The 25,078-nt window shown below is 47.0% G+C and carries 26 protein-coding genes; 14 read left to right on the top strand and 12 right to left on the bottom strand.

Features of this window, described 5'->3' with window-relative positions; genetic code table 11:
- Nucleotides 1-3: 3 nt before the first annotated feature.
- Nucleotides 4-483, bottom strand: coding sequence for an SsrA-binding protein SmpB (smpB, locus tag ACFQ45_RS00640; protein ID WP_377364279.1), 480 nt, complete (start codon nucleotides 481-483; stop codon nucleotides 4-6).
- Nucleotides 484-641: 158 nt separating this feature from the next.
- Between smpB and ACFQ45_RS00635 the strand changes: the two genes are divergently transcribed.
- Genes ACFQ45_RS00635 through ACFQ45_RS00625 form a run of 3 tightly spaced genes read left to right on the top strand, consistent with a single transcriptional unit; the run spans nucleotide 642 to nucleotide 2,713 of the window.
- Entirely contained in the window at nucleotides 642-2,000 is a 1,359-nt protein-coding gene (locus ACFQ45_RS00635; RefSeq protein WP_377364277.1) for a sodium-dependent transporter, read from the top strand.
- A gap of 1 nt (nucleotide 2,001) precedes the next feature.
- The gene (locus tag ACFQ45_RS00630) at nucleotides 2,002-2,430 is read left to right on the top strand and encodes a type II toxin-antitoxin system RatA family toxin (RefSeq protein ID WP_377364275.1); all 429 of its coding nucleotides are present in this window, start codon (nucleotides 2,002-2,004) and stop codon (nucleotides 2,428-2,430) included.
- Nucleotides 2,423-2,713 (top strand): RnfH family protein, encoded by a 291-nt coding sequence (locus ACFQ45_RS00625; protein ID WP_377364273.1) that lies wholly within the window; start codon nucleotides 2,423-2,425, stop codon nucleotides 2,711-2,713. Before ACFQ45_RS00630 ends, ACFQ45_RS00625 begins: the two co-directional genes overlap by 8 nt.
- Before the next feature lie 5 nt (nucleotides 2,714-2,718).
- On the opposite strand, the gene ACFQ45_RS00620 is transcribed toward ACFQ45_RS00625, so the two are convergent.
- Nucleotides 2,719-3,036, bottom strand: a complete 318-nt coding sequence (locus tag ACFQ45_RS00620; protein ID WP_377364271.1) for an outer membrane protein assembly factor BamE — start codon at nucleotides 3,034-3,036, stop codon at nucleotides 2,719-2,721.
- Between the two features lie 69 nt (nucleotides 3,037-3,105).
- Between ACFQ45_RS00620 and fur the strand changes: the two genes are divergently transcribed.
- The gene (gene fur, locus ACFQ45_RS00615; RefSeq protein ID WP_377364269.1) at nucleotides 3,106-3,516 is read left to right on the top strand and encodes a ferric iron uptake transcriptional regulator; all 411 of its coding nucleotides are present in this window, start codon (nucleotides 3,106-3,108) and stop codon (nucleotides 3,514-3,516) included.
- A 14-nt stretch (nucleotides 3,517-3,530) separates the two neighbouring features.
- On the opposite strand, the gene recN is transcribed toward fur, so the two are convergent.
- Entirely contained in the window at nucleotides 3,531-5,201 is a 1,671-nt protein-coding gene (recN, locus tag ACFQ45_RS00610; RefSeq protein WP_377364267.1) for a DNA repair protein RecN, read from the bottom strand.
- A 183-nt stretch (nucleotides 5,202-5,384) separates the two neighbouring features.
- Between recN and grpE the strand changes: the two genes are divergently transcribed.
- The 3 genes from grpE to dnaJ all read left to right on the top strand — a co-directional run bounded on the left by grpE (nucleotide 5,385) and on the right by dnaJ (nucleotide 9,221).
- Nucleotides 5,385-5,954, top strand: coding sequence for a nucleotide exchange factor GrpE (gene grpE, locus ACFQ45_RS00605; RefSeq protein WP_377364265.1), 570 nt, complete (start codon nucleotides 5,385-5,387; stop codon nucleotides 5,952-5,954).
- Between the two features lie 101 nt (nucleotides 5,955-6,055).
- Complete coding sequence (gene dnaK, locus ACFQ45_RS00600) at nucleotides 6,056-7,975, top strand: molecular chaperone DnaK (RefSeq protein WP_377364263.1); 1,920 nt, start codon at nucleotides 6,056-6,058, stop codon at nucleotides 7,973-7,975.
- Between the two features lie 115 nt (nucleotides 7,976-8,090).
- On the top strand, nucleotides 8,091-9,221 hold the full coding sequence (dnaJ, locus tag ACFQ45_RS00595) for a molecular chaperone DnaJ (protein WP_377364261.1): 1,131 nt from the start codon (nucleotides 8,091-8,093) through the stop codon (nucleotides 9,219-9,221).
- 36 nt (nucleotides 9,222-9,257) lie between these two features.
- Here dnaJ and ACFQ45_RS00590 read toward each other — a convergent pair whose 3' ends face one another.
- A complete protein-coding gene (locus tag ACFQ45_RS00590) occupies nucleotides 9,258-9,869 on the bottom strand; it encodes a uridine kinase family protein (protein ID WP_377364259.1) in 612 nt (203 codons plus the stop codon).
- A 122-nt stretch (nucleotides 9,870-9,991) separates the two neighbouring features.
- Here ACFQ45_RS00590 and ACFQ45_RS00585 point away from each other — a divergent pair, with 122 nt between their 5' ends.
- From ACFQ45_RS00585 to ACFQ45_RS00575, 3 genes are all read left to right on the top strand, one after another.
- The gene (locus ACFQ45_RS00585) at nucleotides 9,992-10,564 is read left to right on the top strand and encodes a hypothetical protein (RefSeq protein WP_377364257.1); all 573 of its coding nucleotides are present in this window, start codon (nucleotides 9,992-9,994) and stop codon (nucleotides 10,562-10,564) included.
- Between the two features lie 9 nt (nucleotides 10,565-10,573).
- The gene (locus tag ACFQ45_RS00580) at nucleotides 10,574-10,909 is read left to right on the top strand and encodes a DUF3392 domain-containing protein (protein ID WP_377364255.1); all 336 of its coding nucleotides are present in this window, start codon (nucleotides 10,574-10,576) and stop codon (nucleotides 10,907-10,909) included.
- 264 nt (nucleotides 10,910-11,173) lie between these two features.
- On the top strand, nucleotides 11,174-12,544 hold the full coding sequence (locus tag ACFQ45_RS00575) for a glyceraldehyde-3-phosphate dehydrogenase (protein ID WP_377364253.1): 1,371 nt from the start codon (nucleotides 11,174-11,176) through the stop codon (nucleotides 12,542-12,544).
- Nucleotides 12,545-12,617: 73 nt separating this feature from the next.
- Here the strand turns inward: ACFQ45_RS00575 and ACFQ45_RS00570 are convergent, their stop codons facing one another.
- Nucleotides 12,618-13,388, bottom strand: coding sequence for a TSUP family transporter (locus ACFQ45_RS00570; protein ID WP_377364252.1), 771 nt, complete (start codon nucleotides 13,386-13,388; stop codon nucleotides 12,618-12,620).
- A gap of 198 nt (nucleotides 13,389-13,586) precedes the next feature.
- Between ACFQ45_RS00570 and ACFQ45_RS00565 the strand changes: the two genes are divergently transcribed.
- Nucleotides 13,587-13,871, top strand: a complete 285-nt coding sequence (locus tag ACFQ45_RS00565; RefSeq protein WP_377364250.1) for a hypothetical protein — start codon at nucleotides 13,587-13,589, stop codon at nucleotides 13,869-13,871.
- Between the two features lie 71 nt (nucleotides 13,872-13,942).
- Here the strand turns inward: ACFQ45_RS00565 and ACFQ45_RS00560 are convergent, their stop codons facing one another.
- From ACFQ45_RS00560 to ACFQ45_RS00550, 3 genes are all read right to left on the bottom strand, one after another.
- Complete coding sequence (locus ACFQ45_RS00560; protein WP_377364249.1) at nucleotides 13,943-14,479, bottom strand: DUF501 domain-containing protein; 537 nt, start codon at nucleotides 14,477-14,479, stop codon at nucleotides 13,943-13,945.
- A gap of 7 nt (nucleotides 14,480-14,486) precedes the next feature.
- Nucleotides 14,487-14,897 (bottom strand): hypothetical protein, encoded by a 411-nt coding sequence (locus tag ACFQ45_RS00555; RefSeq protein WP_377364248.1) that lies wholly within the window; start codon nucleotides 14,895-14,897, stop codon nucleotides 14,487-14,489.
- A 261-nt stretch (nucleotides 14,898-15,158) separates the two neighbouring features.
- Nucleotides 15,159-16,571 (bottom strand): aminotransferase-like domain-containing protein, encoded by a 1,413-nt coding sequence (locus tag ACFQ45_RS00550; protein ID WP_377364246.1) that lies wholly within the window; start codon nucleotides 16,569-16,571, stop codon nucleotides 15,159-15,161.
- 188 nt (nucleotides 16,572-16,759) lie between these two features.
- On the opposite strand from ACFQ45_RS00550, the gene ACFQ45_RS00545 reads away from it, so the two are divergent.
- The 3 genes from ACFQ45_RS00545 to ppnN all read left to right on the top strand — a co-directional run bounded on the left by ACFQ45_RS00545 (nucleotide 16,760) and on the right by ppnN (nucleotide 20,796).
- On the top strand, nucleotides 16,760-18,739 hold the full coding sequence (locus tag ACFQ45_RS00545) for a methyl-accepting chemotaxis protein (RefSeq protein WP_377364244.1): 1,980 nt from the start codon (nucleotides 16,760-16,762) through the stop codon (nucleotides 18,737-18,739).
- A gap of 63 nt (nucleotides 18,740-18,802) precedes the next feature.
- A complete protein-coding gene (locus ACFQ45_RS00540) occupies nucleotides 18,803-19,282 on the top strand; it encodes a peroxiredoxin (RefSeq protein WP_377364242.1) in 480 nt (159 codons plus the stop codon).
- Nucleotides 19,283-19,422: 140 nt separating this feature from the next.
- Nucleotides 19,423-20,796, top strand: coding sequence for a nucleotide 5'-monophosphate nucleosidase PpnN (ppnN, locus tag ACFQ45_RS00535; RefSeq protein WP_377364240.1), 1,374 nt, complete (start codon nucleotides 19,423-19,425; stop codon nucleotides 20,794-20,796).
- Between the two features lie 65 nt (nucleotides 20,797-20,861).
- Here the strand turns inward: ppnN and ACFQ45_RS00530 are convergent, their stop codons facing one another.
- The 4 genes from ACFQ45_RS00530 to ACFQ45_RS00515 all read right to left on the bottom strand — a co-directional run bounded on the left by ACFQ45_RS00530 (nucleotide 20,862) and on the right by ACFQ45_RS00515 (nucleotide 25,070).
- Entirely contained in the window at nucleotides 20,862-21,923 is a 1,062-nt protein-coding gene (locus ACFQ45_RS00530) for a zinc-binding metallopeptidase family protein (RefSeq protein WP_377364238.1), read from the bottom strand.
- 30 nt (nucleotides 21,924-21,953) lie between these two features.
- Entirely contained in the window at nucleotides 21,954-22,760 is an 807-nt protein-coding gene (gene nudC / locus ACFQ45_RS00525; protein ID WP_377364237.1) for an NAD(+) diphosphatase, read from the bottom strand.
- Nucleotides 22,761-22,839: 79 nt separating this feature from the next.
- Nucleotides 22,840-23,862, bottom strand: coding sequence for an L-threonine 3-dehydrogenase (gene tdh / locus ACFQ45_RS00520; protein ID WP_377364235.1), 1,023 nt, complete (start codon nucleotides 23,860-23,862; stop codon nucleotides 22,840-22,842).
- A gap of 11 nt (nucleotides 23,863-23,873) precedes the next feature.
- The gene (locus tag ACFQ45_RS00515; protein ID WP_377364233.1) at nucleotides 23,874-25,070 is read right to left on the bottom strand and encodes a glycine C-acetyltransferase; all 1,197 of its coding nucleotides are present in this window, start codon (nucleotides 25,068-25,070) and stop codon (nucleotides 23,874-23,876) included.
- Nucleotides 25,071-25,078 lie beyond the last annotated feature (8 nt).

Raw genomic sequence — 25,078 nt, 5'->3', positions numbered from 1 at the left:
GCCTTAGATTTTCGCCTTCATTAGGCGCTCTTTATCTCGAGCCCAATCACGTTCTTTGGCAGAATCCCGTTTGTCGTGATCTTTTTTACCGGTCACTAGTGCTACTTCACATTTGATCTTGCTACCTTTCCAGTACAATGCCATGGCCGCACAGGTTTTGCCTTTTTGCTCTGTGACCTGGATGATGCGGTCGATTTCACGACGGTGCATCAGTAATTTGCGCATGCGCAAAGGTTCGCAGACTACGTGGGTTGAGGCACTTAGTAAGGGCGTGATGCGGGCATTGATCAGATAGGCTTCATTTTGGTGGATGATGACATAGCTATCCACCAGTTGGGCTTTGCCTTCACGGAGGCTTTTTACTTCCCAGCCGGCCAACTGTAGGCCTGCTTCGAACTTCTGATCGATGAAGTATTCATGGCGCGCGCGCTTGTTAAGGGCGATGGTGCCTGAACTGGGTGATTTTTTCTTTGCTTTACTCATAGACGAAAATTATACGGTCGATAGTTGGAAAAACCTATGCTTTTCTTGAGGTATGCGTCCTAATGTAAGAAAATTCCACTCTTTACACAATTGCAGGACGAGCTGTGTCTTTGCACAGGCGAGCAATCTACTACTCCTGAAACAATAGAGCGTAATGTATGCCCGAGAGTCGCTGTTTACAAGGTATCTGGTCCAGTCCCTGGATATTTATTTTTGCCGCCGCAGGTTCTGCGATTGGTTTAGGTAATATTTGGAAGTTTCCTTATATGCTGGGGACTAATGGCGGCGGTGCGTTCTTGTTTATTTATTGTGCCTGTTTGTTGCTAGTGGGGCTGCCAATGTTAATGGCTGAGGTGGCATTAGGGCGTACGGTACGATCAAACCCGGTGGATACGGTCAATGATTTGGCTGAGCGTCATGTGATCCATCGTTTTTGGGTGGCGATTCCTTATCTGGCGGGCGCGACGGGGCTGCTCATTCTGACTTTTTACAGTGTGATTGCTGGTTGGGGATTCGCTTACGCTCAACGGGCAATGACAGGTGCTTTGCAAGGGCTGGATATGGTTCAGTCCCAAGCAGTATTTGATGACTTCTTGGCCTCGCCTGTTGAGATGATTTTCTGGCATACCTTGTTTATGGGGCTAGTAGTGCTGTCTGTCGGGCAGGCGGTGACCCGTGGTTTGTCGAATGTGGTGCGGATTCTTTTGCCCGTTCTCATTGTGACTTTGTTTATTCTGGCGGTCTATTCCATGGTGATGGGGGCAGGTGCAGATGCGTTGCTCTTTTTGACCCGTTGGGATTGGAGTGGGTTTACCTTTGATGTGGCCTTGTCTGCCATTGGGCATGCGTTATTTAGCTTAGGGGTTGGGTTAGGGGCAATGTTCTCCTATGGCGCATACATGAGTAAGCGTATGTCCATCGCTAAGGCTTGTACGATTGTCGTAGGGCTGGATCTGATCGTTTCGATTTTGGCGGCATTAGTTATCTTTCCGCTGACGTTTAAGTTTGGCTTGGATGTGGCAGCGGGTCCGAGTTTGCCTTTTGTTTCCTTGCCTCTGATTTTTGGCGCTTTGCCGGCAGGGCAGGTGATTGGGTTGTTATTTTTTGCGCTCTTAGTTTTGGCTGCGCTAACGTCAGCTATTTCTATGATGGAGTTGTTTGTGGCTTGGCTCCATGAGCGTTTTTACACTGGTCGTCTAAAAGCAGCCTTTACTTTAGGTCTTGGTGTTTGGCTGGTCGGTGTGGCAGTGGTTTTGTCCTTTAACCATTGGGACGCGAAATTGCTGTTTGGTTTGAATTTATTTGAAATCATCGATCAGCTGACCTCTTTTATTATGTTGCCTGTGGCGGCCATTGCTTTGTCAATCTTGGTCGCATGGGTGGTGCCGAAAAAGATGCTGATGAACGAAATGTTGGTTAAGAACGCTACGCATTTTCGTTGGTGGTACACTACGTTAAAATACGTGAGTATTCCCGCTGCGATTCTTATTACAGTGGCGGGATGGATAGGAGCTTAGTTTGAGTCATATAAAAAGGTTTGCTCATGTGAATTACAGTCAACGTCAGATGTTTGACTTGGTAAACGATTTTGAGCAATACCCGCAATTTCTACCGGGCTGTTTGGGTGCACGAACCTTGTCTCAAAGTGACAAAGAGATCGTGGCCACATTAGAGGTAGGTAAAGGTCCTGTGAGTCAGTCGTTTACGACACGCAATATTCTTACTGAGCCTGAGAAAGTAGAAATGACATTAGTGGAAGGGCCGTTTAAACGTTTGCATGGTGTGTGGACGTTTCAGCCTCTGTCTGAAACCAGCTGCAAGATCGAGCTGAGTATCGATTTTGAGTTAAAAGGTGTACTGAAGTTTGCCTTTGGTGGTGTATTTGGTCAGGTGACCAATGCCATGGTGGAAGCGTTTAGCGAGAGAGCAAAAGTCGTATATGGATAAGATCCGCGTCGAGGTAGCCTATGCGTTGCCCGAAAAACAAAAAATCGTAGCTTTGGATGTCGAGGAAGGCTGTACGGCAATGGAGGCAGTTCGTCTGTCAAACATTGATGCGTTTTTTCCTGGTTTGGATTTGACTGCGCCGAAAATGGGGATCTTTGGTAAAGCCATTCGTAATCCAGAGGAGCATGTATTGCGTCCTGGCGAGCGTGTGGAAATTTATCGAGAGTTAAAGGTTGACCCGAAACAGGCTCGAGCCAACCGCGCAGCAAAAACGTCTAAATAAAACGATTACTTTTGCTGGATACTTTGCAGTAGGCCGCTGTCAAAGGTGAGTGTTAGGTGTTTTACATCACTTAACTTGCTGTTCTCATCGGTGTAGAGGCTAGTGAATAAGTAGTGCCACTCGTCGGGTTTGAAGGTGTCTCGCACCATTGGCGTGCCGAGAACGTAAATAACCTGAGATTCGGTCATTCCGATTTTGAGTTGCTCCACTTGTTCTGTTTTAATGACGTTGCCCTGTTCAACCGCTGGTTTGTAGGGTTGCGGTAGTAGGCTGCAAGCACTGAGAGTGAAGAGTGCTGAAAGCAGGAGAATCGTTTTCTTCATTGGTAAAATCCTTTGTTTGGTGAGCCAATGATAAAGTAATTATTAACAAGATCGAATAGAGAATGACTCATGAGCAGTGAAAATCAAGAACTAAAGAAAGCAGGACTGAAAGTTACGCTACCGCGTGTGAAAATTTTACAGATCCTTGAAAATGCAGGCGACCATCATATGAGTGCGGACGATGTGTATCGTACTTTGTTGGAGCAAGGTGAAGACGTGGGCTTGGCAACCGTTTACCGTGTGCTAACCCAATTTGAAACTGCGGGTTTGGTGGCTCGTCATCACTTTGAAGCGGGTACTGCGGTATTTGAATTGGCGAAAGGCGATCACCACGATCACATGATTTGTCTAGAAACAGGGAAAGTGATTGAGTTTGTTGACCCTATCATTGAGAAGCGTCAACACGAAATCGCAGCCGAGCATGGCTACGATATCGAAGATCACAATCTGATTTTGTACGTTCGCCCTAAGAAAGGCTAAGCGTGTAACGCTCTCTATTGGAGTTGTACGTTACCGAGCATCTCTTGCGCATGAGCGAGAGTTTGCTCGGTGAGCTCCAGTCCCCCTAATAAACGCGCAATTTCTTGCGTTCTATTCATTTCCGCAAGGGACTCTACTTTAGAGCTGGTAGCATTGTTTGCCACGCTTTTACTTACCCGCAAATGCTGATGCCCTTGGGCCGCAACCTGTGCTAAGTGTGTCACACAGAAGACTTGCCCTCGTCCGCCCACTGCACGCAACATGCGTCCGACGACTTCTGCAATGCCGCCACTGATGCCCACGTCTACTTCGTCAAATACGAGTGTTGGAATCACGGATGTATTAGCAGTGACAACTTGGATGCCTAGGCTGATGCGTGACAATTCACCACCGGAGGCAACTTTTCGCAATGGTTGAGCAGGTTGTCCTGGGTTCGAAGCAATCATGTATTCGATCTCTTCAAAGCCGTTGGCGCTGATGTGTTCTAGGGGTTGGCAATGAATGTAGAAACGCGCATAAGGCATGCCTAATCCGTGAATTTGCTCCTCAACTCGTTGAGCCAATTCTTCTTTTGCTTGCATGCGTTTTTCAGTCAGCAAGGTGGCGCTGGTAGTAAGCTGCTGGTAGCTTTGCTCTTCTTTCAGTTTAAGGGCTTCAAGGCTTTCTTCACCACCAGAAAGCTGGTCTAGTTCTGCTTCCACTTCATCACGCAACAGTAATAGACCTTCTGGGAGTACCTTGTGTTTGCGCGCTGTGTCATAGATGTCTTCTAAACGGCTTTCGATGGCTTGCAAACGCTCGGGATCTTGCTCAAGGGTGTCCTGGTAATGGGTTAAGCTAGAAGACGCTTCTTCCGCTTGAATTAGAGCTTGGTTCATCATCTCTAGGGCGTTTTCGAGCTCTTTTGTTGGCGGCTCAATACTACTGGCTTGTTGAATGGCTTGATGTAGCATGGAGCACACATTGCCTTCATCGCTTTCTCGTAGGATGGCGCTGGCGTGATAAGCCTTGTATTGAGCGTCAGCAATGTTGGACAAGAAAGACTGCTCTTGTTCAAGGGACTCGATTTCGCCTTCCTTTAAATCAAGCTGAGACAGCTCTTCTGCTTGATAGGAGAGTAACTGTACTCGCGCTTCCATTTCAGTGGAGCGGTTTTGCTTGGCGTGCAATTCCTCACGTAGCTTTTTCCAGGCGCTGTATTCCGATTGCACTTGACGGGCAAGCTCTGTCAGCTGGCCATACTCGTCTAATTGTTGGCGTTGAGCGCTGCGTTTTAATAGGGACTGGTGTTCGTGTTGACCATGAATGTCCACTAGAAAGCTGCCGGCCTCTTTTAGGTCAGCAAGGGTGCAAGGGCGTCCATTAATGTAGGCTTTAGAGCGACCTTCTTTGGTGATGACCCGGCGCAGTATGCAGTGATGATCGTTTTCTAAATCCCGTTCTTCCAGCCAGTCTTGTACGTCTGGATAGTTGCTTATCTCAAAGGTGGCGCTGATATCGGCTTTCTTTTCCCCATGTCGAACAACCCCTGCATCGGTACGCCCACCTAAGCATAATGATAAGGCGTCAACCATGATGGATTTGCCGGCACCGGTTTCCCCTGAAATGGCGGTCATGCCATTTTTGAGCTCAAGATCTAGAGAGTCAACAATGGCGAAATTTGAGATGGCGATACTGGTTAGCATGAGATGCTCCTGATACGGCGAAATAGATATGGTTATTTATACAGTAGTTGGTTGTTTTTTGACAAGTGGGGCGTAAAGAAATTATTTCCGTAGATTTAATGGGGGTTAGGTGTTGAAAGGTTAAAAGGTGTCCCCATATAGCCCACACAGACAGTGATTACTTCCTGTTATTTGGAGATGAAAATGAGTGATCAGCCGAACAAAGCTAACCAAGAAGTCGAGCAGGACGAACTGCTAAACGAAGAGGAAGTCGCAACGGCCGAAGAAGGTCTTGAGGAAGTTCAGGAAGCGGGTGCTTCTGATGAGCTCGCTAAGGCGCTTGAAGAAGTCGCGACCTACCGAGAAGCTGCATTACGTGCTCAAGCAGACGCGCAAAACGTGCGCCGTCGCGCTGAGCTGGATGTTGAAAAAGCACACAAGTTTGCGTTGGAAAAATTCGCCAAATCGGTGATTACCGTAGCCGATAACTTGGAGCGTGCTTTGTCTTCTGCCGCGGAAGGGTCTGAAAATGATCCAATGCGTGAAGGAGTTGAATTGACGTACAAAGACCTAGTGGAAACCTTGGCTCGTTTTGAAGTTGTAGCCGTTGATCCGCAGGGTGAACCGTTCAACCCAGAATTACATCAAGCGATGACAATGGTGCCTAACCCAAATATGGAACCAAATACCGTTATGGATGTGGTTCAAAAAGGTTACACGCTGAATGGCCGTTTATTGCGCCCAGCGATGGTAGTGGTTTCAAGTGCTGCCTAAAAAACTGTCATTTTTTTGACACCGGGCTCTTGAAATTAAAATCACTGCACCCAAATACAGAATTATCGAAACGAACAACGAATTTTTACTGGAGATAAACCATGGGCAAAATCATTGGTATTGACTTAGGTACAACCAACTCTTGTGTTGCTGTCCTAGACGGTGACAAATCTCGCGTAATTGAAAACGCAGAAGGCGATCGCACCACCCCATCTATCGTAGCATTCACTGAAGACGGTGAGACGCTAGTAGGTCAGTCTGCGAAACGCCAAGCGGTAACAAACCCAACGAACACTCTATTCGCTGTTAAGCGTCTGATCGGTCGTCGTTTCCAAGACGACGTGGTTCAAAAAGACATCTCTATGGTGCCTTACAAAATCATCAGCGCTGATAACGGTGATGCATGGGTAGAAGTGAAAGGCGACAAGAAAGCGCCACCACAAGTATCTGCTGAAGTTCTTAAGAAAATGAAGAAAACAGCAGAAGACTACCTAGGCGAAAAAGTAACAGAAGCCGTTATCACTGTACCGGCTTACTTTAACGACTCTCAGCGTCAAGCAACGAAAGACGCAGGTAAGATCGCTGGTCTTGAAGTGAAGCGTATCATTAACGAGCCAACTGCTGCGGCGCTAGCCTACGGTCTAGACAAAGCGACTGGTGACTCTACGGTTGCTGTTTACGACTTGGGTGGTGGTACGTTTGATATCTCTATCATCGAAATCGCTGACGTAGATGGCGAGAAGCAATTCGAAGTATTGTCGACTAACGGTGACACCTTCCTAGGTGGTGAAGACTTCGACATGCGCGTTATCGAATTCTTGGCTGCAGAGTTCAAGAAAGAGACAGGTATTGATCTACATAACGACCCATTAGCGCTACAGCGTCTAAAAGAAGCGGGTGAGAAAGCGAAAGTTGAGTTGTCTTCTTCTAGCCAGACAGAAGTGAACCTTCCTTACATCACGGCTGACGCAACAGGTCCTAAGCACCTTAACGTTAAATTGACTCGCTCTAAGCTTGAGTCTTTGGTTGAAGATCTAGTGACTAAGTCCCTAGAGCCTTGCCGCCAAGCACTAAAAGATGCAGACCTATCTGCTTCTGACATCGACGAAGTTATCCTAGTTGGTGGTCAGACGCGTATGCCTCTTGTACAAGAGAAAGTAACTGAGTTCTTTGGTAAAGCGCCTCGTAAAGACGTGAACCCAGATGAAGCCGTTGCAATCGGTGCATCGATCCAAGGTGCGGTACTTGCAGGTGATGTGAAAGACGTACTTCTTCTAGACGTGACGCCTCTTTCTCTAGGTATCGAAACAATGGGCGGTGTCATGACTCCGCTTATCGAGAAGAACACGACTATCCCAACTAAGAAGTCACAAGTATTCTCAACTGCGGAAGATAACCAGAACGCTGTAACGATCCATGCCCTACAGGGTGAGCGTAAACAAGCGTCTCAAAACAAGTCTCTAGGCCGTTTTGACCTTGCAGACATTCCGCCAGCGCCACGTGGTGTGCCACAAATCGAAGTGAGCTTCGATATTGATGCCAACGGTATCTTGAGCATCTCTGCGAAAGATAAGGCGACTGGTAAAGAGCAGTCTATCGTAATCAAAGCCTCTTCAGGTCTAAGCGATGATGAAGTGGAAAAAATGGTAGCAGACGCAGAAGCGAATGCTGAAGAAGACCGTAAGTTTGAAGAGCTTGTACAAGCTCGCAATACTGCGGACGGCATGATCCACGCTACGCGCAAAACTCTGACTGATGCGGGTGATAAAGCGACTGCAGAAGAGAAAGAAGCGATCGAAAAAGCGATCACTGATCTTGAAGCTGCGCTAGAATCTAACGACAAAGATCAGATCGAAGAGAAAACTAATGCGTTGACTCAAGCGTCTGGCTCTCTAGCTCAAAAACTATACGAGCAAGCTGATGCAGGTGCTGCCCAAGGCGGTGCTGAAGAAGCGGCTGGTCAGAAGCAAGACGATGCAGTGGATGCTGAGTTTGAAGAAGTAAAAGACGAGAAAAAATAAGCCAAAAGCTTAGTTTTATCGTCGTCCCGAAGGGACTATGCAAAACACGGGACGCCACCGTGTTTTGCTGTCTTCGGGCTAAAGAGCTCACTCTACAGATTCAGGAAACCCTGCAATGAGTAAACGTGATTATTATGAAGTACTTGGTGTAAGCCGAGACGCGGACAAAAAAGACATCAAAAAGTCTTACCGTTCGTTAGCCAACAAGTACCATCCGGACAAAAATCCGGATAATCCAGAAGCACTGGATAAATTTAAAGAAATCGCCGAAGCCTACGAAGTGCTGTCTTCTGATGACAAGCGCGCGGCCTATGATCGCTTCGGACACGAAGGCGTAAATGGCCAGCCGGGTGCAGGCGGCTTTGGCGGTGGTGCAGGCGGTTTTAGTGACATCTTTGGTGACGTATTTGGCGACATCTTTGGTGGCGGCGGCGGTGGCGGACAAAGTCGTACCCGTCGTGGCTCTGACTTACGTTACACCCTGGAGCTTGACCTAGAGCAAGCAGTATGGGGCTGTGAAGAGAAGATCCGCATTCCAACCCTTGTGGAATGTGAAGTATGTGATGGCTCTGGTGCCAAACCGGGTTCTAAGCCGAAAACTTGTGGCACCTGTGGCGGTGCTGGCCAAGTGCGCATGTCCCAAGGTTTCTTCTCAGTTCAGCAAACCTGTCCAGAGTGTCATGGTCAAGGCCAGATCATCTCTGATCCGTGTAACTCTTGTCACGGCCAAGGTCGTAAGCAAGAGTACAAGACTCTGAATGTTAAGATCCCAGCTGGGGTTGATACAGGCGATCGCATTCGCCTATCAGGGGAAGGGGAAGCCGGAACTCATGGTGGACCAGCGGGTGACTTATTCGTACAAGTCTCCGTTAAACCTCACGCGATTTTTGAGCGTGATGGCGCTAACCTATACTGCGAAGTACCGATCAGTTTTGCTACGGCAGCATTGGGTGGCGAAATTGACGTGCCGACTTTAGATGGTCGTGTACGTTTGAAAGTCACACCAGAATGTCAGACTGGTAAATTGTTCCGCTTGCGTAACAAGGGTGTTAAGCCTGTACGCGGTGGCCCAGTAGGGGATTTGATTTGTCGTGTACAAGTTGAAACGCCAGTTAATCTGACAGATCGCCAAAAAGAATTGTTACAAGAGCTGGCAGACAGCATGGGGGATGATTCAGATCATTCGCCAAAGCAAAAGAGCTGGTTTGACGGTGTGAAGAAGTTTTTTGAAGACATCAAAAAATAGTCACACTGACATCTTGTCTTGAATCAAAAAAGGAGCCTATCGGGCTCCTTTTTCCGTTAATAATGACTCAATATAATGGCGTAATAAATTCGCCGCATTGGTGAAGCTATTATTGTTCGGAATAATGAAATCTGCTTTGTTGCGAATCTCGATGGTTTTTAATGATGCTTGGCGAACATGGCGCATGTAGCGGCTGGTCACCTCATTAACATTACGTCCGCGCTCGGCGATATCGCGCTTCAATCGACGTACGATGGCGATGTCCATGTCGGTGTCGACAAACAAAAGGTAATCGACAGCATCGCGGATAGCGGGATCTTGAAACATCATGTGCCCTTCAACCAGTACGACTTTACTCGGCTCAAGGTTACGATAGCCAACTCGCTTGTGTTGGGAGTGATCGTACACAGGGATTTCGTTGGGCTGCTCTTGGTTTTTGCAGTTGTGGATAGCAAGGGAGATGCTTTCCAAATCTAACGAGTTTAGATCATCAAAGTTATAAACATCAGGGTCAATGCTGCCGCAGCCTTTGTAGAAACTATCCTGACAAATTATGGTCAGTCTATCTTGTAAGCCTTCTGCTAACAGTGAGCATAGACGGCTTTTGCCGCTACCAGAAATGCCGGTTACGCCAATTACGAGTGCCATGGGCTACCTCAAATGGATAAGTGGTTTACAATGAAGTATGGAATATGGCGCTATATTATCAAAGAAAGGTAAAATCCGCTTCCTGACTTTTTGGTTAAAATTAGATTTAGGTTTGTTGAAACATGTTTTTTTATCGAGTTGCGTTGCAAGTGTTTACGCTAATGTTGGGTTTAGTGAGCGTACAAAGTTTTGCGCAAGAGCAGACCGAGCCAGAACCTGTGGTTGCCCCCAGCTATGCTAAAGGAGCAGAGCTATTTGGTATTGGGTTTAATGACCTATCAAAGTCTTCCTTTGAAGCGCACCTTAAAAAAATGGGCTTAGAGCCTTATCCGTCCTATCGTGCTGGAATTGCCAGCTATAGCTTAGGAAAAGAGGGCATATTAGGAATTCGTGAACTGACTGTGCGTTACAACACGTCTAATTTTGTTGAGAAGGCTACCATGTCAGGTGTGGTCGAGAGTAAAGAAAAGCGGGCGAGTTTGGGTAATGTGTTAGTTAAAAAATATGGCCAGCCTGATGTAGGATTTGTCCGCGATGGCTTTGGGAGAGCCCGTTGGTTATTGTCCGATGGCACTGAGATTGAACTTCACAACACCACCTTTGATGTGTCCGTTTTATATGTGGATACGCGTCCTGCTCGAGAACAAGCCTCTGGCCAAATTGACGTTGAGGCGCTGATGCGCCGTGCTCGGTAATGCTTCTTCATGATTAATGTGCTTTATGATCTTAACGCCTCTTTGGCGTATAACTTACGACCTTATCTACAGGATATTTCCCTTGCCTTGGTGGCGACGCTTTTAGTCATTTTCGGTGATCATGTTAATGGTATGCTTAAACGTGCCGTGGCCAATTGGTTCTTCCTTGCCCGTATTGGTGCATTTGTTTTGATGTGTACCTTCGGATATGGCTTTTTGACTTTATGGGGACAGCCTATGGTGTATTGGTTGCTGACTCATATAAGTTCGGTATATCTCCCTAGTTTTATCCTTGCTTGCTTCTGTCTCTTAGGTTTTTTGGCTGAACGAAAGCGTTACGTGTAAAAAATTTAAGAAAGTTTCCACCAGTTTCTGTTAGTAAATTACGTAACTTTATTAGATTAAAAGGGCTTAAAAACCGACTTTTATATGTATTGTTGTTATTTAATAACAGACCTTTCAGAATTACGTTGTTTTCATAAAAAATCGCCTTAAATGCACGATTTTAAAGGGTTTTTGTTGTCGAGCTACAATTTGTTTTTGCCATTTTGAATGGGTAAACTGCGCCCAAATCGTTAGAAATCGTTTGTTTTTCTCGGGGGCAGATACATGGCAAACACTTGGATAGAAACCGTATCAAAAGTTGAATCAATGATTCCTCTTTTGGGTAAGTTAGGTCGTGAGCAGTCAGTTAAAGTTCAGTTAGCTGGACAAACACTTATGTCTGACTCTGTCACAGGATTAGTGGCTCTTTTTGATCAATATCCTGAAATCGATCTAGCACGTGTATATCAAGTGTTGGAGCAACTGATCGAAGGCAACACCGCCAACACAACCGTTGAGTTGGAAGAAGTATTTGCTGCTGCAGATCTTGAGACACTAGCGGGTAATGCTGTGGCGGGATCTACAACGCCTGTTGTGCTGTACGGCTTCGGTCGAATCGGTCGATTGCTTGCTCGTCGTATGTGTACTCTTGGCCATACAACGCCAGGTATGCACCTAGCCGCAATCGTTGTACGTAAAGCCTGCGACAATGATCTAGCGAAACGCGCTAGCCTACTTAAATTTGATTCAGTACATGGCACCTACGAAGGTGTTGTTAAAGCTGACGCAGAAAACGAACAGCTCATTATCAATGGTCAGCCCGTTAAAGTGATCTATGCATCGGATCCAAGCACTGTTGATTACACAGCATTTGGTATCAACAATGCCTTGCTTGTTGACAACACAGGCCGCTGGCGTGATCACGATGGCTTGAGCGTGCATCTTGCTCGCCCTGGCATCGAGCGTGTTGTGCTGACTGCACCTGGTAAAGAGATGAAGAACGTTGTGTTCGGTGTGAACGACAGCGACATCAATTTTGATGACAAAATTTTGTCTGCGGCATCTTGTACCACCAATGCTATTACTCCGATTCTTTCTGTATTGGAAGCGAAATACGGCATCGAATCTGGTCACGTAGAGACAGTTCACGCTTACACCAACGACCAAAACCTAATTGACAATGTTCACAAAGGTGATCGTCGTGGACGTGCAGCAGCCATGAACATGGTTATGACAGAAACTGGCGCAGCAAAAGCCGTTTCTAAAGCCATCCCTTCCCTAGAAGGCAAGCTAAGTGGTAGCGCTATCCGTGTTCCAGTGATCAACGTTTCTATCGCAGTGTTAAGTCTTAATCTAAAGGCTGGTACTTCCGTCGAAGAGATTAACGAAGTGCTGAAAAATGCTTCAGCAAGCGCTGCCTTGGCAGGTCAAATCGGTTTCAGTGCCGAATCTGATGCTGTTAGCTCGGATTTCATCGGTAGTGAGCAAGCAGGAATCTTGGATTCACTGTCTACAAAAGTACGTGGTAACCAAGCGACTCTATACGTTTGGTACGACAACGAATACGGCTACAGCTGCCAAGTGGTTCGCCTAATGGAAAAACTAGCCCAAATGGCGCTGGTTGAAGGTGAGACCGTGGCAAGCGCAGCCGCATAATGACCGGACACATTTAAGCATGTGTGTTAGTTCGGCGACCCTCGGGTCGCCGTTTTTTTGCCTGCGTGTTAGCTTAACTAGACAGTAATAATTTCGTGGAGAGAGCGATACACATGAGTATCACTAATGGGCGAATGAGCTTTGCACCTTTCGATATCACCAGTCGTGAGCCGACTTGAGCCCCAAGCCAGCTTCCAATCCCCATTAGAATTCCCAGCCCCCAAAGTACGTGACCGCTGAAGCTAAAAATGATCAATGAAGAGGCATTACTGGTGGCATTTAACACCTTGGTATGAGCCGTGGCGGAAACAATTGAATAGCCCATGAAGCAAATGAATGCGGTAGAGAAAAAGGCCCCGGTGCCTGGGCCAATCAGACCATCATAAAAACCAAAAGTCAGTCCTGCTGCAAACGCAAATTGCGTCATTGTTAGTTGCTTAAACTTGGCGATGGCTGGCTGTATCTTGGGTAACAGCCAAAAGAAAATAGCGACGCCGATGAGAATTCCAGGGATCACTTTAATCAACAGATTACTGTCTAGGTAAGACACCAGTAACGTGCCTGACACGGAGCCAATGGCCGTCATTATGATCGGGACTTTTAAGGAGTTTAATGACACCGCTCCGGTTCGAACAAAATGATAAGAGGATGATAGCGTCCCAGCGCTTCCTTGAAGCTTGTTGGTTGCTAAGGCTTCGACGGGAGACACTCCTGTGGCAATAAGTACGGGGACAGTAATCAAACCGCCACCGCCTGCTAGGGCATCTATTAATCCGGCAACAAAGGCCGTAGCAAAAAGGGCTATCAATGCCCAATAGGGAATATTCGGAAAAAGCCAGTCCATGTGCAATCCTCTTGTGTAAACTTAATCAGATAGGTGAATGTCTTAGTATTCTAAGATGCCAGCCTAAACTTTGGGAATGGAAAGTGTTGTTTATTGCAGCAAATAACATTACGTTTTGATACATGTGGTAGCTTGAGCATTGACTGCGAACTGGCTACTGTAAGGAATACAGTGTTCGTATCACAAAGGGTTTACAGAATGGCTAAACAACACGCAGAGGTTCAGCAGGACGACTTTATGAAGTTCGGTGGCGAGCGTCCGAGTTACCTCGATATCGAGGATGAGTTGATGGCTTTAGGCGGCCATGGCGTTACTGGTAATAATTTTAAAAAAGAAGTGTTAAAACTAGCGGGCTGGACCGGTGGTGCCTTAACCACTTACGCCCAACGCCCAGCAGTTGCCTGCAATGCATTTAATAAGGTGCGTGAGATTCTTCCTAAAGTATCGAGCCCAGATGAGCTTCGAGCAGCACTGAAAGGGTGACCTAAAGAGTTTTGTCTTAATCAAAATAATAAGGCCAGCAATTGCTGGCCTTATTATTGTCATAGGGTCGTTTAACGACTGTAGGCTTGACGCGCTTCGGCGTCGGCAATATCTCGGATGCCATATTCTTCATCTAATATCTTACCAATGATGTTTTCTCCGGCAAGGTGATGTCCGTATTGCATGTGTAAGCAGCGAACCTGATCCCAGTTTTTAATGCCGCCTATGCCTAAGGTTTCAAACAGGTGAGTGAAGCCTTTTTCTTCAATAATGGCTTTATGTTCCTGGCTCATGGCATCCCAACGGCGCTTCACATAATCCTCGTGGGATCTATGGTAGGCAGCACGGAGTTCTTCATCGTCTTTGATACGTTGCTCAAGCTCTTTTACGACACCTTGGCTTTCGATGCGCGCAAGGGCTTTATCAATGGCGCTGCTGGAGAGCCAAAATAAAGTTGGAAAAGGTTGGTCAAAGACCCAGGTTTCCATTTCAAGAACTTGGGGAACACCATCGGGTGAGTAATGTGCAACGCTGCGAATTCCGCTAGGTGTGCGACCTAATTGCTGAGTAATGATGTCAATATCAGCTTGAGATAGGGTACTAGTCATGAAGAGTTTAAATTGTAAATGCTGGGAAGCTTGCTGCGAATTGCTGAATCCATTCGGCAGCCGCTTCGTTATAGTTTAAGCGTCGGCCTTGAAACTTCGCCTGTCGGCGATAGTGCTCGATCTGTGAAAGCTGTTCTACCATGCGGACACAGTAACAGTCTTCTTTGTTAGGGAATTCGATAGCGATGCGATATTCGTCCCGCTCATTGTCACACCAAGCGATGCGCCCAACAACACAGAAATGCGGGTCAATTTCTTCCAATGTTATGCGTACAGATGCGCCCGTTTGAAAAGCGCTAGAGGCTAAGTAGGTAATGCCTACAAAGCCGTGCCGATCTGTGCCTACAGTCGGAAAAGACTGATCCTCAATCACTTCGATGTTTAAGGGTAAGTCTTTTGGATGTGCAACAAATTCCATCGCGACAAGCCAGTTCTATGTAATTAATTGGTTTATCGGCCAGACAGCCATAAGGTTTAAAAGAAAGCGAATTGTACGCTTTTTAATCTGGCTGTACAGACGAAATTTAGGATAAATTCCACGGTCTAAATAATTTTTCACTATTGGTATCTGAGCCTCACGTAAATCCCACTAGAACAGGCGTGATAAGTACCCATTATGGGCTGAAAAATTCAGGCCAGTGGGAATTTCATCCTAACCTATTAAAACGCTATGCATATATCAGTCCATTAATTCAAAGCAAAGGCGACCAAGTGTTTTGAGTGCCGTTTCTGTGTGGTTGTTCCATGGGAGAGCGTAATTAATACGGATATGGTGGGTGAAGGTTCCAGAATGGCTGAGGGCATGGCCTGGTAGCAAACCTATTTTATGTTGTAGTGCTAGCTTATGGAGTGCTAAAGCATTGATCTCTTTGGGTAAAGTAACCCAAAGGATAAACCCTCCTTTCGGCGCAGAGTAGTGAGTACCGACGGGAAAGTGTTTAGTGATTGCTCCTTGAAAGTAGCTTAAGTTTTGTTGATAGGTTTGGCGAGTCTTACGTAGATGACGGTCATAGGCGCCATTTTCTAAAAAATTAGCGATGGCAACCTGCGTTAACGTAGGCGTGGCAAAGGATTGCACATAAGCCTGTTGGGCAATTGCCGCTTGTTGTTTACCGCCAATAATCCATCCGACGCGAAATCCTGGTGCGATACTTTTTGAAAATGACCCGCAGTAGATAACCTTATCTTGCCTGTCTAATGCTTTTAATGACGGCAGTCTTGGAGATTGATAGCAAAGCTCTCCATACACATCGTCTTCAATGATGGTGATGTCATAGTTAGCGGCCAGCGTGAGTAGCTCATGGCGTGCGGGTTGAGGCATCTGCGCCCCCGTTGGATTTTGATTCTCTGGGGAGACCACGCAAGCTTTAATCGGATGCTCCGCTAAAGCATTGGCCAGCATACTTAGGTCTAAGCCCGTGTCCCAGTGACATGGGATTTCGATGACCTTTAAATGTAATGCTTTGGCTGCTTGCAGTATTCCATGATAGCTCGGGCTTTCTATCGCAATGGTGTCACCCGGCATGGTGGTGCTCTGTAGCGCAAGCATTAAGGCGTGTTGGCAACCCAGTGTAATCAGTATGTCTTCAGGGGATAACTTGCAGCCGGTATCGAGCATGCGAATGGCAATCTGTCTACGCAACACTTCAGAGCCAGGTGTGAAAGCGTAAGCGGCACAGATATCGGGTTCTAAACGCATCAGGCGACCAACGGATCGCTGCAATTGTCGGATGGGTAAGAATTGGTTGTTAGGGATGGCTGCACCAAACTGAGTCACATTTGTATCTTGAGAAAGCCGTAGCACGTTAGCCAACATGGTCTGGATGCTTTCATCCTGATCTGCAGTGGACTGGGGACGAACTTTTAGGGGTTGAGTAGGAATACTGTGAACAAAGTAGCCTTTTTGTGGCTGGGCTTTGATCACCCCGCGATCCTCAAGTAAACGATAGGCCTGTAGCACGGTTGCCATGCTGACTTCCATCTGGGCGCTGGCTTTTCGTACGGATGGAATGCGCTCGCCTAGCTTAAAAAGTCCCTCTTGGATATGCGTTTCAATTTGATCCGCGACTTTTTGATAGAGGGTTTGATCCATGGATGAAAGTGGCCTTAAGTTTGCTAGCTGTTCAATTTATCAGATTGCGCTCTATAAAATAAGTCAGATAAGGAGCGGAGGCCTAAATGAACTTGCGGTTACGTTTGTTTACAGGCAAAGTTGAGTAAAGAAAACATAATAATTGCGAGGCGCGGAAACCAAATGTTTACACTATTTTTTGAGAGGAAATGATGTCTCTATCTGTTGTGCAGCGTGTGCTGCTTGGTTTTGTGCTGTTATTGGTGTTGCTGTTTGTGGTCGCTGGCGCTGGCGTCCAAGGTCTCAACAGTGTTCAGGAACGTATAGAAACTGTAACTGGAGAAATGGCTAATATCTCCGATGGCAGTAATGCTTTGAGTGCGCAAATGGGAGAAACCAGTAGTGCTGTATTGCAGTATTTGGTGGCCTCCAGTGATGCAGCATTAGAAGAAGCGATGACTCAGTTCAATCAAGGCCGTGATGCGTTTGCTGCACAAAGCGAGGCGCTTAAATCATTGGTCTCAGACTACCCTGACATCCTTGCGGTATTGACCGCGGTGGATGACCAATCCGATGAGTTTATGGCTGTGGCCAGTAGCGCCATTGAAGATCATACACGTCAAGTACAGCTTAAACGCAATCTTGCGGATAAGAAGCTAGATCTGAAAGATACAATGAGCTTTGTGGTTGATGACCTGAAGGCGATTGAGCGTTACCCAGAGAGTGATGAGCAATCTTTTGCGTCTGGGTTAGCCCGTACGCAAATGGAAAGTTTGCAATTACTGATTAGTGATTACTTTGATACCTCTGATATCAGTGATCTAGAAGACCTGCAAAGCGATATTGATTCTTCATTTGGTCCTGTGGATCAAGTATTAGAAACCATTAATGATGAGATGGTGGTTGAGAACATAGAGATCATTCGTCAGGCGGCTCAAGCTGAAGATGGTGTGATTGCTGAGTACTACGAGTTAAATAAGATTGAGGTAGAAGCGGAAATTGCCGCAGCGAGCTTACTTAATAGCCTTAATGTCATCCAAGGATACCAGCAAGAGCTCAGTGGCATGGTGAATGAGCTACGTGACCAGGCTAAAGATAATGCTCTAAGCGCCTCTTCTAATGCTAAATACATTTCGATTTTAGTGGTGGCTGTCTCCGTCATCATTGCAGTATTAGTGGCGTTATGGGTTAGCAGAAGTATCCGTAAGCCGTTAGCGAAGATTTTAGAGATCTTGGATCTTATCGCTAATGGTGACTTGACCCAGCGTGTCACTGTCACCAGCAAGGACGAGTTTGGTCAGTTATCGAGCTGGGTGAACATACTGGTAGAAAAGCTGGGATCTGTGGTGAAACAGATTGAAGGCGCATCCCATGAAGTGGTGAAATCAGCTGGCCATGTGTATCAGACGTCGTCAAATACTCAGAACATCATGCAAGAGCAAAACGACAAAACGACGTCAGTCGCTTCTGCTATGAATGAAATGTCTGCAACCGTTGCGGAAGTCGCCCAAAATGCCGAAGTGACTTTGAGTAAGGTCCAAGACGTGGATAAGAGTGCGCACCATAGTCTTGAAAGGATGAATGAAAACATTGCTCAGGTTCAGAGTTTAGTGTCTCAGCTCGAGGCGTCGTCTGAAATTGTTTTGCGGGTCGACCAACATTCGCAAAATATCGGTCAAATTCTGTCTGTGATTCAAGAGATTGCTGAACAAACTAACTTATTGGCTTTGAACGCTGCGATTGAAGCAGCCCGTGCCGGTGAGCAAGGTCGAGGATTCGCTGTCGTGGCGGATGAAGTACGTACCCTAGCGAATAGAACGCATACCTCTACAGAAGAAATACAAACGGTGATTTCTGATCTGCAAAGCGGGGTCAAAGATGCGGTAAGCTCTATGGATCAAAGTCGTCAAAATGCCCGTGACAGCATGGAAGAAGCACAAAGTGTGGGTGTTGTCTTGAATGACCTACGTGAATTCATGGTTGAAATCCGCGACTTGAGTATGCAAATTGCCACAGCGGCTGAGCAGCAATCCCATGTGGCCCAAGAGATTAACCAAAGCGTTCATGAAATTTCCTCCAGCTCAGAAAGTGCTATGGAAGAAGCCCGTATAGGTAAGGAAAACTGTGAGAAGATGAACGAAGTAGCGGAGCACCAACGTCAGTTGGTGGGGCAATTTAAAACATCATAAGACTATCGCTAGCTGAGATTCATTTGGGTACTATGTTGGCATCCGCAACATTTGGAGAAAGGTATGAGTTTACAGATGGGTGATATGCTGCCATACGGTAGCTTCCAGGTCATGGGGGAAGAAGGCCCGCAAACAATTGATGTAACAGAGTTCTTCGCAAACAAGAGAGTCTTAATGTTTGCTGTACCTGGAGCCTTTACACCGACGTGTAGTGCGAGTCATTTACCTGGTTATGTTGTCCATTACGATGCTTTCAAGGAAAAAGGCATTGATGAGATCATGTGTCTTTCAGTGAATGATGTGTTTGTGATGAATGCTTGGGGCAATGCACAAAACGCAGAAAACATTGTCATGGCGGCAGATGGCTTGGCAGAGCTGACCACTTCTATGGGATTGGAGCTGGATATTTCCGCTGCCAAAATGGGGATTAGAAGTCGTCGTTACGCCATGTTGGTGGATAACGGTATTATCCAAGAACTTTGGCTTGATGAGCCCGGAGAGTTTAAAGTGAGCTCGGCGGAATATGTGCTGAGTCAGTTGTGATAAAAAATAGGCCGCGTAAGCGGCCTTTTTTATGTGTTGTGGAAGACAGAAAAATTTGGCTACACAATTTGTCTTGCAATTTGAGCCTTTCGGATCAATATACTTATAAGACAAGAACATAACTGAAAAGGAGGGCGATCATGATGTTGAACGATCGCGTAGATGCGCTGGTATCACCAAAAGGCGCACTGGAAATGTTATCTCAGGATGAAATAGCTCGCATGTCAGAAGACTCTGGCGAGTTGCATGAGTTGTTTCGACGTTGTTCATTGGCCATTTTGAACTGTGGCAGTGACTCCGATGATCCGACTGAAATTATGTCGGTCTTTAAAGATTTTGAAATCCGAATTATTCAGCAAGAGCGGGGCGTTAAATTAGAACTGAAAAACGCACCGGGCAGCGCATTCGTCGATGGCAAGATGATCAGCAGCGTCCGTGAGATGTTGTTCAGTGTTTTGCGTGACATCATCTTTACTTACCATGAATACAACCTTTCTCGCGGTTTGGGAGAGGCTTCTTCCGATAAAATCACCAACGTCGTGTTTGAGCTGTTGCGTAACGCCAATGTGTTTCGACGCATTCAAAGTCCAGACATGATCGTTTGCTGGGGTGGTCACTCTATTGCCCGACACGAGTACGATTACACCAAGCAAGTAGGCCATGAGTTGGGGCTGCGTGAATTAAATATTTGTACGGGCTGTGGTCCAGGGGCCATGAAGGGTCCCATGAAAGGGGCTGCGATTGCCCATGCTAAGCAGCGCTTAAACAATGGTGTGTATTTGGGCTTAACTGAGCCTGGCATCATTGCTGCGGAATCACCGAATCCTATTGTGAACCAACTGGTGATCATGCCAGACATTGAAAAGCGTCTGGAAGCCTTTGTCCGCACTGGCCACGGTATTGTGGTGTTCCCAGGCGGCGCTGGTACTGCTGAGGAGATCCTGTATTTACTGGGTATCTTGTTGCACCCTAAAAACGATGGCATCCCTTACCCATTGGTGTTCACTGGGCCGAAAGAAAGTGCGGCTTACTTTGAGCAGATCGATGAGTTTATTGGTGCAGTGTTAGGGGAAGCGGCTCAAGCCAAGTATCAGATTATTATTGATGATGCTGTGGAAGTCTCCCGTGTCATGAAGCGTGGTATGGAAGAAGTGCGTCTATATCGTAAAGCCCATCAAGATGCCTTCTACTATAACTGGAAGCTGCATGTGCCTGATGAATTTCAGCGTCCCTTCGAGCCGACCCACGAGAACGTGCGTGGTTTGAATCTGCATTTCGGTCAGGACACTCACTTGTTAGCGGCGGATTTGCGTCGAGCGTTCTCTTCGATTGTAGCGGGTAATGTGAAGCCCCAAGGGGTGGCAAGTATTAAGGAGCTAGGTCCCTTTGAAATCCATGGGGATAAAGGGCTAATGCGTAAGTTAGATGCCCTGCTGCAAGCCTTTGTTGAGCAACAGCGTATGAAGTTGCCGGGCAGTGCCTACGTTCCTTGTTATAAAGTTGTTACGGACTAGCAATACTTCGAATCAAAAGGCCGCACTGAGATGCGGCCTTTTTATTGCGCGTTTTATATGGCGCTTTACTGGGAATAGCTCTGCACTACCTGATGAATAAAACTAAGTTTTTCGCGTACGGCCGGTGCAATAATGAAGGGGTACAAATCCGGTTGTCCCATGCTCCGATTTAAATTATTGACGGCGAAGGTAAGAGGTAAATACTGGTTGAGAATGTCTTCAAAGTTCCCATGCTGGTATGGGTCGAGGCTGGCCTGCGTGGCTAAGGCTTGATGACTAGGGTTGGGAGGTTGTACCTGCAAACCGAATTCATAAGCTGTTTCCAATGTATCGAGTATGTGTAAATAGTGGGCCCAGGTTTCTGCCCAATCTTCCCAAGGGTGGGAGGCCGCGTAGCTGCTGACAAAAGAGGTTTGCCAATCTGGCTGAGGTTGGCTGTAGTGTTGTTGCAGTGCGTCACTGTAGTTGGCGCGCTCATCACCAAACATTGCTCGGTATTGCTCCAATAATTGGGCATTGGGGGCAATCAATTGATCCCAATAATAGTGGCCCACTTCATGGCGAAAATGTCCGATTAACGTACGATAGGATTCGTTCATGTCCTGACGTACTTGCTCGCGATCCACGGGATCTGCTTCGGCGGTATTGATGGTGATTTGTCCTAGGGCATGACCTGTGGTGCTTTGGGCGTCCTCTGGGATTTGGTTTTCTTCAGAAATGAAATCAAACGATAGGCCATCCTGTGGGTCTTCTTTTTTGCTGATCACTGGAAGTTTTAGCTTTAACAGAGAAAAGACTAGACGGTGTTTGGCAGATTCTAATTGCTGCCAAGCTTGGTGTTCTTCTATCCCCGCTAGGTTTGGAATATGGCGGTTTAGGTCACAAGCTTCGCATAGGGTGCCTTCTTCCTTGACCATCCAGTTGCAGACATTGTGTTGGTGGTTGGCGCAAAAATGCCATATTTGTCCGCTTGTGTCTCCTTGTGCCTGATAGCCATTCTCCAGAGGGGTGAGGGCACTCAAGGTCAGCAGCTCAGGTATAAATCCGAGTTGAGCTTGGCAAGCTTCACATTGGGTGTTTTCAAACAGTAAGGTTTGACCACATTGTTGGCAATTAAAGAGCTGCATAATCCTTATGTCCTCATTCAAGGTACAGAGCTAGCGGTCCTGGTCTTTTGCGATGGCTGCTACTTGCGCCAGGATCAGCTGACCAGAAATGCTGGTTGGGTTGGGGGTGTTTGGTAAATCGTTATAGGGCCACCAGTGAGCCTCGGCGATTTCATCTTTGGCGGGGGTGATCTCTCCAGAATCATACTCCGCAAAAAAGCCCACCATCAGTTGATGTGGAAAAGACCATGGCTGGCTATCAATGTAGCGAATATTGGTGACTTTGATGCCCACTTCTTCCATGACTTCCCGTTGTACTGCCTGCTCCAAGGTTTCTCCAGCTTCAACAAAGCCCGCAATATTACTGAAGAAGCCTTCTTTGGCTGTTAATGGTCGAGCGAGCAGAATGTCATTACCCTTACGCACCGATACAATGATGCAGGGGGAAATTCGCGGGTAGTGTCGGATATTGCAGTGGGAACAGACTTTTGCATGCTCTTTTGGGTGTTTAACCGTTAAAGCATGACCGCAGCGACCGCAAAACTGATGGTCTGCATCCCAGGTGGCCAGCTGTTGGGCGCGACTCAGCAGTCCGTAATAGTAATCGGTGGTTTCAAACAGAAGTTCTCGTAGCCCTTTTTCCTCAAAGCCTTTTGGGGTTTGCGGAAAGTAGCACACAAACACATCATTCTCTTCAAATTTGCCGCAATAGACGCTGCGCATTTCTGAGGTGGGATGAAAATCCCCCAGCGAGAAAAGAAATTGATCGCCAACAATGAGAACCTTTTGTTTCGCTAATAGAATGTAGCGCGCTGCTGCGTGGGGGGAAGGGTGAGTGTGTGTGCCTATTTCAATCATGAGTCTACTATCCGTCCAATGACCTCACTAAACTAACGTGCAGTCAGGTCATTGGCAACCGGATTTAGTGAGCTAGGGGTTACCAGTCTAGAATCACCTTGCCAGACTTGCCGGATAGCATGGCGTCAAAGCCCTCTTGGAACTGGTTGATAGAGAAATGGTGAGTAATGATAGGGCTGATGTCGAGACCCGATTGCAGCATGGCAACCATTTTGTACCAGGTTTCGTACATTTCTCGGCCATAAATGCCTTTGATTGTCAGACCTTTAAAAATAACCTGATTCCAATCAATGCGTGTATCACTGCTTGGAATGCCAAGCATGGCGATCTTGCCCCCATGGTTGAGGTTTTCCAGCATGGATTCAAAGGCGCTGCCATTACCTGACATTTCAAGGCCCACATCAAAGCCTTCGGTCATGTGCAGTTCCCCCATGACATCTTTGAGAGATTCATTCATGACGTTGACGGTGCGGGTGGCGCCTAACTGTTTGGCTAATGAGAGTCGGTAGTCGTTCACGTCGGTAATGACAACGTTGCGGGCTCCCACATGTTTGGCAATGGCGGCGGCCATGGCGCCAATTGGGCCGGCTCCGGTAATTAAGACATCTTCTCCAACCAGATCAAATGACAAAGCCGTATGGGTGGCGTTACCGAATGGGTCGAAGATGGCCGCCATATCGCTACTAATGTCGTCAGGTATTTTGAAAGCGTTGCTGGCTGGGATGGCTAAGTATTCTGCGAAGGCGCCAGGACGGTTGACCCCAACCCCAAGGGTTGTGCGACATAGGTGTCTTCTGCCTGCACGGCAATTACGGCAATGGCCACAGGTGATATGACCTTCCCCAGAAACGCGATCGCCAATTTTAAAGCCCCGTACTTCGGCTCCCACTTCTGCAATGGTACCGACGAATTCATGGCCTACGGTCATGCCGTGGGGGATGGTTTTTTGTGCCCATTCGTCCCATTTGTAGATATGGATATCCGTACCGCAGATGGCGGTTTTTTGGATTTTAATCAATACGTCGTTGTGACCACATTGAGGGCGCTTGGTTTGGGTTAACCAAATGCCTTCTTTTGGGTGCTGCTTGCTTAATGTTTTCATGACCAAGACTCCTAGATAATGTTTAACCTTTGGCCAACGCGTTTAAATGCTGCAATGGCTTGATCCAATTCTTCACGAGTCAGGGCCGCAGACATTTGTGTACGAATTCGCGCTTTGTTCATTGGGACGACTGGGTAAGAGAACCCTGTGACCAGTACGCCTTCTTCTTGAAGGGCAGTGGCCATACGTTGCGCGAGTGCGGCATCCCCTAACATAACGGGAATGATCGGATGTTCCCCTGGGATGAGCTCAAACCCTAATGCATTCAGTTGTGCTCTAAAGTATTCTGCATTGCTTTGTAGTTGTTGCAATGGTTTTAAATCGCTTTCTAATAGGTCCACAACAGCCAAGCTGGTGGCTGCAATCATAGGTGCCAGAGAGTTGGAGAAAAGGTAAGGGCGAGAGCGCTGGCGTAGCCAGTCGATGACAGGCTTTTTGCCGCTGGTATAGCCGCCGGATGCACCGCCTAGGGCTTTACCTAAAGTGCCGGTGATGATGTCAACGCGCCCCATAACCTCACAATATTCATGGGAGCCTTTGCCATGGGCACCTAAAAAACCCACCGCATGGGAGTCGTCTACCATCACCAGTGCATCGTATTGGTCAGCCAGATCACAGACTCCTGCTAAATTGGCAATGATGCCATCCATAGAGAAGACGCCGTCAGTGACAATCAGCTTAGTTTTTGCGCCAGCTGTGTCTGCTTCTTGTAGTGCTTTTTCCAGATCCTGCATGTCGTTGTTGTCGTAACGGTAGCGTTGCGCTTTGCATAAGCGTACCCCATCAATGATGCTGGCGTGGTTCAAGCTGTCGCTGATCACTGCATCGTCTTTTGTCAGTAGGGTTTCAAATAAGCCGCCGTTGGCATCAAAACAAGACGAGTACAGGATGGTGTCTTCCATGCCTAAAAAGTGACTTAGGCGAGCTTCCAATTGCTGATGGATCGTTTGGGTGCCACAGATAAAGCGAACCGATGCCATACCATAGCCAAAATCATCTAACGCTTGGTGGGCGGCGTTAATGACTTGGGGATGATTGGCTAAGCCTAAATAATTGTTAGCGCATAGATTGATTAAAGGATTGCCAGAGGCAAGAGAAACTGTGCCGCTCTGGGGGCTGGCTAAGGCTCGTTCTTCCTTGTATAGGCCTTCGGTTTTCAGCTCGTGAAGTTGCTGGGTAAGCTTTGTATAGAGTGTCTGTTTGCTCATGTTTCTTT

This window comes from Rhodanobacter aciditrophus, from assembly GCF_042679525.1.
GTDB lineage: Bacteria > Pseudomonadota > Gammaproteobacteria > Pseudomonadales > Marinomonadaceae > Marinomonas > Marinomonas aciditrophus.
This window is presented reverse-complemented; position numbering and strand designations above follow the sequence as displayed.

Bases quoted from the DNA above. Each gene is read 5' to 3' on its own strand.
- smpB (WP_377364279.1), bottom strand. From the start codon at position 483: ATGAGTAAAGCAAAGAAAAAATCACCCAGTTCAGGCACCATCGCCCTT.
- ACFQ45_RS00635 (WP_377364277.1), top strand. From the start codon at position 642: ATGCCCGAGAGTCGCTGTTTACAAGGTATCTGGTCCAGTCCCTGGATA.
- ACFQ45_RS00625 (WP_377364273.1), top strand. From the start codon at position 2,423: ATGGATAAGATCCGCGTCGAGGTAGCCTATGCGTTGCCCGAAAAACAA.
- ACFQ45_RS00620 (WP_377364271.1), bottom strand. From the start codon at position 3,036: ATGAAGAAAACGATTCTCCTGCTTTCAGCACTCTTCACTCTCAGTGCT.
- fur (WP_377364269.1), top strand. From the start codon at position 3,106: ATGAGCAGTGAAAATCAAGAACTAAAGAAAGCAGGACTGAAAGTTACG.
- recN (WP_377364267.1), bottom strand. From the start codon at position 5,201: ATGCTAACCAGTATCGCCATCTCAAATTTCGCCATTGTTGACTCTCTA.
- grpE (WP_377364265.1), top strand. From the start codon at position 5,385: ATGAGTGATCAGCCGAACAAAGCTAACCAAGAAGTCGAGCAGGACGAA.
- dnaK (WP_377364263.1), top strand. From the start codon at position 6,056: ATGGGCAAAATCATTGGTATTGACTTAGGTACAACCAACTCTTGTGTT.
- dnaJ (WP_377364261.1), top strand. From the start codon at position 8,091: ATGAGTAAACGTGATTATTATGAAGTACTTGGTGTAAGCCGAGACGCG.
- ACFQ45_RS00590 (WP_377364259.1), bottom strand. From the start codon at position 9,869: ATGGCACTCGTAATTGGCGTAACCGGCATTTCTGGTAGCGGCAAAAGC.
- ACFQ45_RS00585 (WP_377364257.1), top strand. From the start codon at position 9,992: ATGTTTTTTTATCGAGTTGCGTTGCAAGTGTTTACGCTAATGTTGGGT.
- ACFQ45_RS00580 (WP_377364255.1), top strand. From the start codon at position 10,574: ATGATTAATGTGCTTTATGATCTTAACGCCTCTTTGGCGTATAACTTA.
- ACFQ45_RS00575 (WP_377364253.1), top strand. From the start codon at position 11,174: ATGGCAAACACTTGGATAGAAACCGTATCAAAAGTTGAATCAATGATT.
- ACFQ45_RS00570 (WP_377364252.1), bottom strand. From the start codon at position 13,388: ATGGACTGGCTTTTTCCGAATATTCCCTATTGGGCATTGATAGCCCTT.
- ACFQ45_RS00565 (WP_377364250.1), top strand. From the start codon at position 13,587: ATGGCTAAACAACACGCAGAGGTTCAGCAGGACGACTTTATGAAGTTC.
- ACFQ45_RS00560 (WP_377364249.1), bottom strand. From the start codon at position 14,479: ATGACTAGTACCCTATCTCAAGCTGATATTGACATCATTACTCAGCAA.
- ACFQ45_RS00555 (WP_377364248.1), bottom strand. From the start codon at position 14,897: ATGGAATTTGTTGCACATCCAAAAGACTTACCCTTAAACATCGAAGTG.
- ACFQ45_RS00550 (WP_377364246.1), bottom strand. From the start codon at position 16,571: ATGGATCAAACCCTCTATCAAAAAGTCGCGGATCAAATTGAAACGCAT.
- ACFQ45_RS00545 (WP_377364244.1), top strand. From the start codon at position 16,760: ATGATGTCTCTATCTGTTGTGCAGCGTGTGCTGCTTGGTTTTGTGCTG.
- ACFQ45_RS00540 (WP_377364242.1), top strand. From the start codon at position 18,803: ATGAGTTTACAGATGGGTGATATGCTGCCATACGGTAGCTTCCAGGTC.
- ppnN (WP_377364240.1), top strand. From the start codon at position 19,423: ATGATGTTGAACGATCGCGTAGATGCGCTGGTATCACCAAAAGGCGCA.
- ACFQ45_RS00530 (WP_377364238.1), bottom strand. From the start codon at position 21,923: ATGCAGCTCTTTAATTGCCAACAATGTGGTCAAACCTTACTGTTTGAA.
- nudC (WP_377364237.1), bottom strand. From the start codon at position 22,760: ATGATTGAAATAGGCACACACACTCACCCTTCCCCCCACGCAGCAGCG.
- tdh (WP_377364235.1), bottom strand. From the start codon at position 23,862: ATGAAAACATTAAGCAAGCAGCACCCAAAAGAAGGCATTTGGTTAACC.
- ACFQ45_RS00515 (WP_377364233.1), bottom strand. From the start codon at position 25,070: ATGAGCAAACAGACACTCTATACAAAGCTTACCCAGCAACTTCACGAG.